At 73.0% G+C, this 12345-nt stretch carries 13 protein-coding genes; 10 read left to right on the top strand and 3 right to left on the bottom strand.

The genetic code is table 11. From position 1 onward, the window contains the following. Positions 1–24: 24 nt before the first annotated feature. A complete protein-coding gene (locus AB0C21_RS10705) occupies positions 25–1155 on the bottom strand; it encodes an oxidoreductase (protein ID WP_500203790.1) in 1131 nt (376 codons plus the stop codon). An 89-nt stretch (positions 1156–1244) separates the two neighbouring features. After that, positions 1245–1853, bottom strand: a complete 609-nt coding sequence (locus AB0C21_RS10710; RefSeq protein WP_149261344.1) for a DUF1989 domain-containing protein — start codon at positions 1851–1853, stop codon at positions 1245–1247. Between the two features lie 392 nt (positions 1854–2245). On the opposite strand from AB0C21_RS10710, the gene AB0C21_RS10715 reads away from it, so the two are divergent. From AB0C21_RS10715 to AB0C21_RS10740, 6 genes are read left to right on the top strand one after another with little or no spacing between them, the layout of a single operon-like run. After that, positions 2246–3079 (top strand): STAS domain-containing protein, encoded by an 834-nt coding sequence (locus AB0C21_RS10715; RefSeq protein WP_500203792.1) that lies wholly within the window; start codon positions 2246–2248, stop codon positions 3077–3079. Further along, positions 3079–3465, top strand: coding sequence for an STAS domain-containing protein (locus AB0C21_RS10720; RefSeq protein WP_353818301.1), 387 nt, complete (start codon positions 3079–3081; stop codon positions 3463–3465). The genes AB0C21_RS10715 and AB0C21_RS10720 overlap by 1 nt, the downstream gene beginning before the upstream one ends. Continuing rightward, a complete protein-coding gene (locus AB0C21_RS10725; RefSeq protein WP_149261345.1) occupies positions 3462–3872 on the top strand; it encodes an anti-sigma regulatory factor in 411 nt (136 codons plus the stop codon). The genes AB0C21_RS10720 and AB0C21_RS10725 overlap by 4 nt, the downstream gene beginning before the upstream one ends. Next, positions 3860–4915, top strand: a complete 1056-nt coding sequence (locus AB0C21_RS10730) for an ATP-binding SpoIIE family protein phosphatase (RefSeq protein ID WP_500203793.1) — start codon at positions 3860–3862, stop codon at positions 4913–4915. The genes AB0C21_RS10725 and AB0C21_RS10730 overlap by 13 nt, the downstream gene beginning before the upstream one ends. After that, on the top strand, positions 4869–6644 hold the full coding sequence (locus AB0C21_RS10735) for a sensor histidine kinase (RefSeq protein WP_500203794.1): 1776 nt from the start codon (positions 4869–4871) through the stop codon (positions 6642–6644). The genes AB0C21_RS10730 and AB0C21_RS10735 overlap by 47 nt, the downstream gene beginning before the upstream one ends. Continuing rightward, a complete protein-coding gene (locus AB0C21_RS10740) occupies positions 6641–8221 on the top strand; it encodes a SpoIIE family protein phosphatase (RefSeq protein WP_500203795.1) in 1581 nt (526 codons plus the stop codon). The genes AB0C21_RS10735 and AB0C21_RS10740 overlap by 4 nt, the downstream gene beginning before the upstream one ends. A gap of 1 nt (position 8222) precedes the next feature. On the opposite strand, the gene AB0C21_RS10745 is transcribed toward AB0C21_RS10740, so the two are convergent. Continuing rightward, a complete protein-coding gene (locus AB0C21_RS10745) occupies positions 8223–9545 on the bottom strand; it encodes a metal-dependent hydrolase family protein (protein WP_500203796.1) in 1323 nt (440 codons plus the stop codon). A 225-nt stretch (positions 9546–9770) separates the two neighbouring features. Here AB0C21_RS10745 and AB0C21_RS10750 point away from each other — a divergent pair, with 225 nt between their 5' ends. Genes AB0C21_RS10750 through AB0C21_RS10765 form a run of 4 tightly spaced genes read left to right on the top strand, consistent with a single transcriptional unit; the run spans position 9771 to position 12341 of the window. Then, a complete protein-coding gene (locus tag AB0C21_RS10750) occupies positions 9771–10754 on the top strand; it encodes an urea transporter (protein WP_500203797.1) in 984 nt (327 codons plus the stop codon). A 33-nt stretch (positions 10755–10787) separates the two neighbouring features. Beyond that, positions 10788–11096, top strand: coding sequence for an urease subunit gamma (locus tag AB0C21_RS10755; protein ID WP_500203798.1), 309 nt, complete (start codon positions 10788–10790; stop codon positions 11094–11096). After that, positions 11096–11920: a sirohydrochlorin chelatase gene (locus AB0C21_RS10760; protein WP_500203799.1), complete on the top strand. Its 825-nt coding sequence runs from the start codon at positions 11096–11098 to the stop codon at positions 11918–11920. Before AB0C21_RS10755 ends, AB0C21_RS10760 begins: the two co-directional genes overlap by 1 nt. Then, the gene (locus AB0C21_RS10765; RefSeq protein WP_500203801.1) at positions 11910–12341 is read left to right on the top strand and encodes an urease subunit beta; all 432 of its coding nucleotides are present in this window, start codon (positions 11910–11912) and stop codon (positions 12339–12341) included. The genes AB0C21_RS10760 and AB0C21_RS10765 overlap by 11 nt, the downstream gene beginning before the upstream one ends. Positions 12342–12345: the final 4 nt, after the last annotated feature.

The following is a 12345-nucleotide window of genomic DNA, read 5'->3' on the forward strand; positions in this document are numbered from 1 at the left end:
CTCTCGCCGTCTCCGCCCGCCGGATCAGGCGTCCGCACGGGCCGCCAGCCGCCAGCGCCGGACGTTGTCCAGGGTGACCATCGGCGACAGCATCGCATGGTCGAAGCGCTCCGGCTCCCGGCCCTCGGCGAGGCGGCGCGGCAGGTCGGGGTGCACCAGGGCGCCCCTGGCGATCGACACCAGGTCGGCGTGCCCGTCCGCCAGGACCTGCGCCGACAGGTCCGGGTCGTGCATCCCGCCGTTGGCGATCACCGGCAGGCCGCTGACCCGGCGGGCCAGGCCGGTGACGGTGAGCCCCCGCTCCAGCTGCGCGGAGTCGAGCCAGTTCCGCCCCTCGCTCGCGACGTGCAGGTAGGTCGCGCCCGCCTCGGTCAGCGCGGCGAAGATCACCTCAGCGTCGTGGGCGCCGCCCGGCCACCGGTACCGGAAGTCGTTCACCTTGGTCTGGGACACCCGGACCCCGACGCACCAGTCCGGCCCCACCTCCGCGCGGATCGCCGCGACGACCTCCGCCATGAGGCGCACGCGGTCGGCCACCGTCCCGCCGTAGGAGTCCTCGCGCAGGTTGGTGTAGTCGGTGAGGAACTGGTCCAGCAGGTAGCCGTTGGCCCCGTGGACCTCCACACCGTCGAACCCGGCCTGCCTGGCGTTCACCGCCGCGGCGACGAAGCCGTCCACGGCCTCCTTGATGTCGGCCGTGCTCATCTCCTTCGGCGCCGGCCACGGCCCGTGCCCGCCGTACTCGGGCATCTTGACCCCCTGCGGCACGACCGCCGACGGCCCAGCGGTGTCGTCGCGGTAGGGGTTGCCCTGCGACAGCGCGCCCGCGTGCATCAACTGGGCCACGATGGAGCCCCCGGCCTCGTGCACACCGGTGGTGACCTCGCGCCAGGCGGCCGTGTGGCGCTCCGACACAAGGCCCGGCTGGTTGAGGTAGCCCTGGCTGTAGGCGGCGTCGGTGTAGACCCCCTCGGTGATGATCAGCCCGAAGCCGCCGCGGGCGAAGTCCGCGTAGTACTCCGCGATCTCGGGCGTGGGCGTGCCGTCCGGCGCGGCCGACACCCGCGTCATCGGCGCCACCACCATTCGGTTGGACGTCCGCAGTCCGCCGACGAGTCCCGGCTCAAGCGCGGGATGCGCGGTCGTGACGGTCATCTTCGCTCTCCTTCTCGTTCCTGCCGTGCACCCGTTCATCGCGTGCACTTGTTCAATGAGTGCGCGGACCGGCTCCGGGCCGGTCCGCCTCACAGGACGTCGATCGCCAGCGGGGTCGGTCCGTCGCCGTTGATGGGGTTCAGGTCCTGCGGGCACGCCGACACCACGACCACGCAGTCCATGAGCGCCTCGAAGGTGATCGCGTCCCCCGGCCGGCTCTCTGCCGCCAGCCACCGCAGCCGCCCGGACTCCTCCACCGGAATCCGCATGAACACGTTGACCGGCTGCGGGGTGACGGCGACGGCCGGTACCGTCCCGGCCGGCCCCAGCGCCGCCAGCGCCGATTCCAGGTTCCCCGCGCACGAGGCGTGCCCGGGCACCCCGAGGGCCTCGTACCGCGCCGGGTCGCAGGCGGCGATCAGCATGTCGTGCGTCCCCGGCGAGGTGTCGTCCACCAGCGCCAGGATCGGCCGCCGGCGGTCGGTGACGAACGACTCGCCCACCTGGGGGAAGAGCCGGCTCGTCACGCTCCGGGTGTGCGCGGCGCTCAGATGCTCGCGCGGATCGTCCGCGGCGAACGCGAACAGGTCGCCGACCTGCCCGCCCTCGACGTCCACCACCCGTACCCGCCGCCCGGCGCCCACCCGCACCGCCCGGCCTTCTCCGGCAGGCACCATCGTCCGTTCCGTCGTCACCATGCGGGCAAGCACACCACCGACCGGGCAGGGCTATCCATGGAGCTACATCTAGTCCCAGACGGGGATATTGGATTTTCATCCATGGTGTGCGGCCTGAGCGGCCCGCGGCCCGCTCGGCGGCCGGAGAAGAGGCGGGGCCCCGCCCGCACGGGCGAGGCGCGACCTGACGTTCACGCTCCGTCACTGCCGGAGACCTGGCGGCGCCGGGTTACCGACGAGTCGGGTCCGGGTGCGCGTTCCGCCCGTCCGGCGCCGCCCCCACTCGGAGCCGATTCGCGCCGACCGTGGATGATCATGGCGAAAAGTCCGTTTCTCTCTGTTATGGGCGGTAGCCTTCCCGCAGGCACTCGCGTGCCGAAGAGGACCCGGCGGTCAGAGAGGGAGCACGGCTTTTGAGCAAGGGAACAGGCGACGCGCATCTTCCGGAGCTGCTGCGCTCCCGGCGGGACGCCGTCCTTGACCGGTGGGTCGAGCTGGCCGTCGCGGGCGTGCGCGGCCGGATCACGGAGAGTGAACTCAGGACCGAGCTCTCCGAGCTGTACGGGCTGATCGAGAGGTCGGCCGGCGGGGAGAGCGAGGCGGCCGGGGAACTCCGGGCCGCCCTGACGGAGATCTCGCGCACCCGGGCCCGGCAGGGGTTCAGCCCCAGCGAGACCGCGGTGAGCGTCTTCGCGCTCAAGCAGGCGGTCCTGGAGCAGGTCGGCACCGTCGGGGACGTGGCGGCCTACAGCGAGTTCGCGGGGTTCTCGGCCCAGATCGACGACCTGGGGCTGGTGACCTTCGAGACCTATGCCGCCGCGCGCGAGCAGGTCATCGCCGACCAGATGGAGCAGCTGCTCGAACTGTCCACCCCGGTCGTGAAGCTGTGGGAGGGCATCCTCGGGGTGCCCCTGGTGGGCACGCTCGACTCGGCGCGCACGCAGGTGGTGATGGAGACCCTGCTGGAGCGCCTGGTGGAGACCGGCTCGCAGTTCGCGGTGATCGACATCACCGGGGTGCCGGCCGTGGACACCGAGGTGGCCCAGCACCTGCTGAAGACGGTCATGGCGGCCAGGCTGATGGGCACCGAGTGCGTGATCTCCGGCATCCGGCCGCAGATCGCCCAGACCATCGTGGCGCTCGGGATCGAGTTCGGCGACATCCCGACGAAGGCGTCGCTGGCCGACGCCCTGGCGTGGGCGCTGGAGCGCAGCGGGACCCGGGTCGTCGCCGGGGCTGGTGCTTGATGGAGCGGGTGCCGATTCTCAAGATCGGTGACGTCCTGCTGGTGTCGATCCAGATCGACCTGCAGGACCAGAGCGTCCTGGCCCTCCAGGAGGACCTGGCCGACCGCATCGTCAAGACGGGCGCACGAGGGGTGATCATCGACATCACCGCGGTGGACATCGTCGACTCCTTCATCGGCAGGATGTTCGCCACCATCGCCTCGATGTCGCGGCTGATGGACGCCGAGACGGTGGTCGTCGGCATGCGTCCCGCGGTGGCGATCACCCTGGTCGAGCTCGGGCTGTCGCTGGGCGGCGTGCGCACCGCCCTGGACCTGGAGAAGGGCATGCGGCTCCTCGGCGCACCGCTGCCGTCCGTCGGCCCGGGCGCCGTGGACGGGCCGTGACGACTCCGGCGGGCGACTCCCTTCCCATCGCCTCCAACGACGACGTGGTCCGCGTGCGGCAGCTCGTGCGGACCGCCGCCGCGTCGGCCGGGATGTCGCTGGTCGACCAGACCAAGATCGTCACGGCGGCGAGCGAGCTGGCCCGCAACACCTTCGTGCACGGCGGAGGCGGCACGGCGCGCGTGGAGTCCGTCGTCAACGCGCGGGGACGCGCCGGCGTGCGGCTCGTGTTCACCGACGAGGGCGGGGGGATCCCCGACGTGGCGCAGGCGCTGACCGAGGGATGGACCAGCGGAGGCGGCCTCGGCCTGGGCCTGCCGGGCGCGCGGCGCCTGGCCGACGAGTTCGAACTGGAGACCGAGGTCGGGAAGGGCACCACGGTGACGGTGACCAAGTGGATCCGCTGACCGGCACCGGATGGATGACCAGCCCGCCCTCCGACGACGCGGTGTGGCTCCGTGCCGAGGAGCCCAGTGCGGCGGCCGGCGCGCGGCGCCAGGCCGTCCGCCTGGCCGAACGGCTCGGCTTCGCCGGGGAGCGTCTCGGCCAGATCCAGCTCGCGGTGACCGAGGCGGCCTCCAACCTCGCCAAGCATGCGGTGCAGGGAGAGATCCTCGTACGGATCGTCCGGACGGGGGAGGACGCCGCGCTGGAGATGGTGTGCCTGGACCGCGGGCCCGGGATGGCCGATGTCCGCGCCTCCCGCCTGGACGGCCACTCCACGTCCGGCACGCTCGGCCTGGGGCTCGGCTCGATCGAGCGGCTCGCCGACCGCACCGGCGTGCACTCGCTCCCGGGCGCCGGGACCGTCCTGTACGCCGGGTTCTCGCCGTCCGGCGGCAAGGGCGCCTCCCCGGCGCCCGCGCCGCCCTTCGCCGGCCTGACCCGGCCGATCGACGGGGAGCGGGAGTGCGGCGACGCCTTCGCCGCGCGGCTGGACGGCGGGACGGTCTACGCCATGCTCTGCGACGGCCTCGGGCACGGGCCGATGGCGGCGCGGGCCGCCCAGGAGGCCGTCAGGGCGATGCGCGAGGCCGTGCTCCCGGCGCGTCCCATCGACCTGCTGCGGCAGGTGCACCAGCGGCTCGGCGCGACCCGGGGCGGCGCGGTCGCGGTGGCGTCGGTGGACCCGGCGGCGGACGTGGTGCACTACGCCGGGCTGGGCAACGTCGCCGGATGGATCCTCGGTCCCGACCGCCGGCACGGCATGATCTCGGTGCCGGGCATCGCCGGCGCGAAGACCAGGACGATGCGCGAGCACACCTACGCGCTGCCGCGGGGCGCCGCGGTGGTGATGCACTCCGACGGGCTGACCGACAAGTGGGACGCCGCGGGCCTGCCCACGCCCTCCCGCGGGCCGCTGCTGATCGCCGCGGACCTGCTGCGGTCCGCCGGAGTGCGGCATGACGACCGCTGCGTCCTCGCCGTCACGACCCCCGGGCGGCGGTGAGCCCGTGGCGGAGGAGCTGCTGCGGTTGCGGGTGGCCGACGACGAGGGCGTCTTCGCCCTCCGGCAGGCGGGCCGGCACGTCGCCGCCGCCGTCCGGCTGGACTTCCAGGACCAGGTTCGGGTCGCCACCGCGCTCAGCGAGCTCGGCCGTGAGCTCGTCGCCCACTCGGGCACGGTCGCGGTCGTCTTCTGCCTGGAGCGGGGGCCGGCGCCGCGGCTGGTGATCGAGATGGAGTACGAGGCCGCGCGGGGCGCCGGACGTCCGAAGCAGGGCGACGCCGCGGCCGCACGCCTCCTGGACCTCGTCGAGGAGGCGGGGACGGGACCGCGGCGGGTCGTCCGGCTCGCCAAGGGCCTGCCCGCGGACGCCGCCGCGGTGGCCGGCCCGACGCTGACCGACCTCCGGGCGCGGCTGGGGCGCCTCCAGCCCGCCACCGCCCTGGAGGAGCTGCGGACCCAGAACGCCGAGCTGGTGCGGACGCTGGAGGACGTACGGCGGCAGAGCGAGGAACTCCGCTCGCTGAACAGCGAGCTGGAGGAGACCAACCAGGGCGTGATGGCCCTCTACAACGAGCTGTCCACCGAGTTGGAGGAGACCAACCGGGGCGTGGTGGCGCTGTACGCCGAACTGGAGGAGAAGTCCGACCAGCTCCGCGAGGCGGGCGAGGCCAAGAACCGCTTCTGGGCCAACATCAGCCACGAGCTGCGCACCCCCGTCAACGGCGTCATCGGCCTGGCCCGGCTGCTCCTCGACCCCGCCGCCGAACCCCTCACCGAGGAGCAGCGGCACCAGGTCTCGCTGATCGCCGGGGCCGGCGAGACGCTGCTGTCGCTGGTGAACGAGCTGCTGGACATGGCCAAGGCCGAGCAGGGCAGGCTCGCGCCGCGCCGCGGCTTCGTCGAGGTGTCCTCGGTGCTGCGGCAGCTCGCGGACCTGATGACGCCCATGGCCGACCAGTCGGGGGTGCGGCTGCGGGTGGACGCCGCCGAGGCCGGGGCCCTCACCATGGTCACCGACGAGGTCATGCTGACCCGCATCCTGCGCAACCTGGTGGCCAACGGGCTCAAGTTCACCGACGAGGGCGAGGTGCGCCTGACGACCCGGCGCACCCCCGAGCACCTGGAGTTCGTCATCGCCGACACGGGCGTGGGGATCCCGCCCGGCGAGCAGGAGCGCGTCTTCGAGGAGTTCTACCAGGTGCCCGGCGGCAAGCCCGGGGGGACGGGACTCGGGCTCACCTACTCCCGCCGCCTCGCCCAGGCCCTCGGCGGCGGCCTGTCGCTGGAGAGCGAGGTCGGCGTGGGAACCACGGTGACGCTGCGCGTCCCCCCGTACGAGAGCCTGGCCGAACTCGGCATCTCCCACGTACTGATCGCCGACGGGCGCGACGCCATGCGGCGGACGCTGCGCGACATGCTGGGCGACGCCGCCGAACGCGTCACCGAGGTCGGCGGCCCGGAGGCCGTCCGCGACATCGCCGCCTCCTCCGACCCGCCCGACCTGATCGTGCTCGGCCCCGACATCTCCTGCGCCGACGCGGTCGGCGAGCCGGCCGCGCTGCCGCCCGCCACCGCCGTCGTGCTGGTCGCCTCGTCAGACGCGGCCCCCTCGGACGGGACGCGGCCGGAACGGGTCGACGCCGTCCTCGCCCAGGCCCAGCTCGCACAGGTCATGCTCGCCGACGCGGTGGCACGGGCCCGAGCACGACGAACGGCCCGAACGCCATGACCGACTCCATACCGACCGGGACCGCCCTGGTCGTCGACGACAACGAGACCAAGCGCTACATCATCGGCAGCTGGCTGCGCCGCGCCGGCCACACCGTCGTGGAGGCGGCCACCGCCGCGCAGTGCTGGGAACGGCTCGCCGAGCACCAGGTCGACCTGGTCGTCCTGGACGTCCGGCTGCCCGACGCGAACGGCATGGAGGTCTGCGAGCAGATCAAGGCCGCCCCCGCCACGGCGTCGCTGCCCGTCATCCACATCTCCGCCACGGCCGTCGACACCACCGACCGCACCCGCGGGCTGCGGCGCGGCGCCGACGCCTACATGACCGACCCCATCGACCCGAGCGAGTTCATCGCCACCGCCGAGGCGGTCCTGCGCTACTACCAGGCCCGGCGGCGCGCCGAGCGCATCGCCGAGCGGCTGGCGGCCTTCACCCGCACCTCGCTGGCGATCAACGCCGCCCAGACCTTCGACGGGCTCGCGGCGGTGGGGGCGCGCGGCGCCTTCGACATCTTCGGGGTGCCCGCGGCCGTGTTCGTCCACCCGCCGGACGGACAGGTGCGACGGACCGTCCACCTGGGCGGCGACTCGTGGAACCGGCCCTGCGCCACCGACGTGCCCGCGCGGCTGGCCGAACTCGCCGGCCTCGCCGACGACACCGGCACCCGCATCGTCAGCGTGCCGGAGGCGCGGTGGCGGGAGATGCTGCCCGACAGCGCCTCCAAGGGCGACGTCCTCCTGGTCACCTCGCGGGTCAAGCGCGACCGCCCCGCGATCGGCGTGGCGATCGAGGCCCGCGGCGCGTCCGACGAGGACTCCGCCCACCTCCTGCGGCAGCTCGGGCAGTCGGTGGCCCTGGCGATGGAGGCGCTGCGCTCCTACACCGAGGAGCACCTGATCTCGCTGACCCTGCAGCGCAGCCTGCTGCCCGCCGTCCACCCGGCCATGCCCGGCTGGGCGTTCAGCGTCCGCTACGAGCCGGCCAGCGACCAGGCCGAGGTCGGCGGCGACTTCTACGACGTCATCCACCGCGACGGGGACGTCCTGGTGGCGATCGGCGACGTCCAGGGGCACTCCCTGCACGCGGCCACCGTCATGGCCGAACTGCGGCACGCGATGCGCGCCTTCGCCGCGGAGGGCCACGGCATCGCCGCCATCCTCCGGCTGCTCAACACCGTGATGCAGCGCTACCACGACGACCAGACCGCCACGGTGTGCCTGATGTCCCTGGACCCGCGGACGGGACGGCTCCAGGTGGCCAACGCGGGCCACCTCCCGCCCCTCCACATCGCCGGCGGACGCGCCGAGTACGGCTCCCGCGGCGGCCTGCTGCTCGGCTTCCCCGCCGAGCGGCTCCGCCTGGAGGAGGCGACCGTCCCGCCGGGCGGCACCGTCGTCCTCATCACCGACGGGCTGATCGAGGACCGCTCCGTCCCCCTGACCGCCAACCTCGAACGCCTCAGGACCATCGCCACGGACGTGGACGACGACCTGGAGGCCTACAGCGACCGCATCATCGCCGAGTTCGGCCACCGCGAGGACGACGTCGCCCTCATCGTCCTGCGCCGCGACCCCTGACTCAGGGCAGGGTGTTCTTGTGGATGCGTCCGTCCTTGATGATGACTTTCAGGTTGGCGGGGTCGGCCAGTAGGCGCAGGTCTCGGGTGGGGTCGCCGTCGACGAGGAGGAGGTCGGCCCAGGCGCCCTCGGCGATGACGCCCAGGTGGGCGACGTGCGGCCCGTCTCCGTACGCTGCGGTGTCGGCCGGTGCCGGGTTCTGGTAGGGGTCGCGCGGTTTGGCTTTGCGGAACAGCTCGGCGTTGCCGGACGTGGCGATCTTCAACGCCGCCGGCGGCCCGCCCACCAGCCCGGCCATGCGGGCGAGCATCTCGCTCTGCCTGGTACTGCTGGCGGGGTCCAGCAGCAGGTCGGTGCCGAACGCGACGCGCACGCCGTGCTCCAGCGCCCATCCGAAGACGCGCTCCACCCCATCGCACACCCGCCGGTTCTTCTCGGCCGACGCCGGATCCGGGAAGGAGTGGTCGGTCTCGGCGAACGGCTGCCCGCACAGCCAGACGTCGTGCTCGGCCATGAAGGCGATGTCGTCCTCCCCGGCCAGGTGCCCGTGCTCGATCACCTGCACCCCGGCCCGGACCGCCCGGCGGATGCCTTCCCCGGTGTAGACGTGCACCGCGACGTAGGTGCCCCAGTCGGCCGCCGCCTGCACCCCGGCGCGCAGCTCCTCGGCGGTGTACTGCAGGACGTCCAGGTGGTCGTAGGCGGACGCGACCCCGCCGCCCGCCATCATCTTGATCTGCGAGGCGCCCTTCTTCAGCTGCTCGCGCACGCCGGCGAGCACCTGCGCCGTGCCGTCGGCGATCCGCATCAGCCCGAGCTGCTCGGCGCGCGTGGCGGTCCCGCCCAGGGCGGTCGGGACGTCGTAGACCATGCCGAAGTCGCCGTGCCCGGCGGTCTGGGACAGGCCCGCGTGGCTGGGATAGATCCGCGGCCCGGGCAGCGCGCCCGCGTCGATCAGGCGCTTGAGGTCGCCGGTGTCCCCGGCCATGTCGCGCACGGTCGTGAACCCGCGCATCAGCATCGCGCGGGCCTCGGCCGCGCCCCTGAGGTATCCGACGCCCGCGCCGCCGAGCATCAGCTCGACCTGCGTGGCCCCGGCCAGGAGGAGGTGGACGTGGGCGTCGCTGAGGCCGGGGATGAGCGTCGCCCCGCGCCCGTCGACGACCGTGTCCGCCGCGCCGGGGACGGGCGGGTCCCCGTCGCCCACGGTCTTGATCTTGGTGCCCTCGGTCAGCACGTGCCCGCTCCGGACCCGGTCGTTCACCCCGTCGAAGATCCGCACATCGCGGATCAGGATCGTCCCGGCGGGCCGCTGTTCGCTCACGACGGGGTCCTGCCCGCCGGGTCGCCGGCGCGAGGCCGACCGCCGAGGGATATCGCCCAGGGATGAACGAACCTTTGCCCGCCCCGCGAAGCCGCCGGACCCGCCGAACGGATTGACCCAAAGCGTGCACTCTCTTGGGCTAGTCGATCGAGGCGTCGGGAAACAGGCCGGTCGTACGGGACCCTCGTCCCGCGATCACGCGCGTCGCCTCAGGGAGTTGGCCTCTTGTCCTCGGCACCCGACCCGTCGGATCCTTCGGAACCGGCGGCGAATCCGGAGCGGCGACGAGTCCTCGACCATCTGCTCATCATTCCGAGAGGCGTCGCCCAGGTCGATTTCCAGCCGAACTACTGGACCGGCCTGGTCTTCCTGGCGGCGCTGTTCGTGGGCGGCTGGCAGTTCGGCGCCTTCGGGCTGCTCGGAACGGTGGCCGCCACGCTCACCGCCTATGTGTTCGGCGTCTCCTGGCGGGACCGGATCGCGCTGGGACTGGAGGGCTTCTGCGGCACGCTGATCGGCGTAAGCCTGGTGCTCTACCTGGACACCCGGTGGATCACGGCCGCGCTCGTCGTCGGCGGCGCCATCGCCGGCAGCGTCCTCACCTCGGCGCTGAGGGCGGTCCTCACCCCGTACAACCTGCCCACGTTCACCGCGCCCTTCTGCGTGGTCACGTCGGTCATGGTGATCGGCGGACCGTCCTTCGGCCGGATCTGGGCGGAGCACGCGGGCTCGGCCCCGCCGTCCGCGACGGCCCCCGGCACGACGATGACCTGGGACTACTTCTGGAAGGGCACCTTCAACGGGGTCGGCCAGGTGTTCTTCCAGAACAAGTGGTACGTCGGCCTGATCTTCCTGGCCGGGCTGGTCGTCGCCGGCCGGGTGACCGGGCTGGTGGCGCTGGCCTCCAGCCTGCTCGGCCTGCTCACCGGCTGGGCGCTGGGCGCGCAGGCCGCCGACCTCGGGGCGGGCCTGTACGGCTACAACTCCGTGCTGACCGGGCTCGCGCTGTTCGGCACCTTCGTCGCGGTCAGCCGGGTGAGCGCCGTCTACGCCGTGGTCGGCACCGTGGCGGCGGCGGGCCTGACGGCCGGCATCGGCACCCTGTTCGAGGTGGTCGGAGGCCACACCCTCACCTGGCCGTTCGTGCTGGTGAGCTGGGTCTTCCTCGCCGCCGTCCCGATGTTCGACAAGATCCGGCGCGCCGGTTGACCGCCGGCGAGCCGGGCGCGGAAAGGAGCACTGATGAATCTGACCCCGCGGGAGATGGACAAGCTGGTCATCTTCACCGCCGCCCAGATGGCGCAGCAGCGCCGGGACCGGGGCCTGAAGCTGAACTACGCCGAGACCGTGGCGCTGATCAGCTCGACGGTCGTGGAGGCGGCCCGGGACGGCCGGACCGTCGCCGAGTGCATGGAGCTCGGCAAGCAGGTCGTCGGACCCGGCGACGTGCTGCCCGGGGTGCGCGCGATGCTGAAGCTGATCCAGATCGAGGCCGCCTTCGACGACGGCACCAAGCTGGTCTCCTGCCACGACCCGGTCGGCGGCAAATAGTGTCCGGCGGCCGGAAGGTGCTCCTGGTCGGCGGGCATGAGAGCCGGCAGGGGCGGAGCCTTCCGGGCCTGGGCGGGGACGGGGGGCCGCACGTCCACGCTCCCGGGCGGGACCTGCAGGCGGCGCTGCGGCGGCGGGAGCCGGCCGTGGCGGTGCCGATGACGCTCGGACGCGACCCGGACCTGCCGGTCGTCGCCGCGCAGAGCCTGAGGTGGGCGGCCCGGGACCGCGCGCCGGGGGAGCTGCTGCTGGCCGGTCCGCTGGGCACGACGGAGCACCTGGTCTCCTGGATCAGGAGCGCGGTGACCCGGGAGCTGCGCGACGGACCGGGGGAGCGGGCGGTGCTGCTGGTGGCGCCCGCCGCCGGGCCCGAGCCGGACGCCGACCTGTTCAGGGTGGCGCGGCTGGTGTGGCAGTACACGCCCGTCCGCTGGGTGGAGGTCGCCCTGTCGGGCGGCGAGCCGGACGTGGACGAGGGCGTCGAACGCTGCCGGCGGCTGGGTGCGGAGGACGTGGTGCTGGTGCCCGCCTCCTTCGTTCCGGCGCCCCGGCGGGCTGAAGCCCGGACCGCGGGCCCGCTTCTGGGCCCGGCCGCCCTCGCCGCGCTGATCCGCGAACGGGTGGCCGAGGCGGAACGCCGGTGGAGCAGGGACGGCGACGACGGGCTGGCAACCGCCCTTCACGGACATGGACACGGCCACGGCCACGGCCACGGCCATGAGCACCGCGATGAGCACGCCCCCGATCAGGAGGACGGTCATCTCCGGGAAATCCCACGCCGGGTGATGGCGGACATGAAAGGAGCGAAATCCCATGTCGGATGACGTTTACATTTATGGCGAGGGTGAGATCGAACTGAACGCCGGGCAGCCCCGGGAGACCATTCTGGTGCACAACACCGGTGACCGCGCCGTCCAGGTCGGCTCGCACTTTCATTTCTTCGAGACCAACCGGGCGCTGAAGTTCGAGCGCGACAAGGCGTTCGGAAAACGGCTGGACATACCGTCGGGAACCGCGGTCCGGTTCGAGCCCGGGGACACCAAGGAGGTGACCCTGGTCGAATACGGCGGAGGGCTGCGGCTGGTCGGGTTCGGCGGGCTGCTCAACGGCAGCGTCCGGTCCAGCGAGGCGCACCGCACGGCGCTGCGGAGGCTGCACAAGCGCGGCTACCTCGACGAGCCGGTCGAACCGCCGAAGAAGTCGTCCAGGAAGACGAAGTCCGCACGTTCCGGGAAGAAGGGCTGAGCCG

The sequence above is a fragment of the Spirillospora sp. NPDC049024 genome (assembly GCF_040649235.1).
Taxonomy (GTDB): domain Bacteria; phylum Actinomycetota; class Actinomycetes; order Streptosporangiales; family Streptosporangiaceae; genus Spirillospora.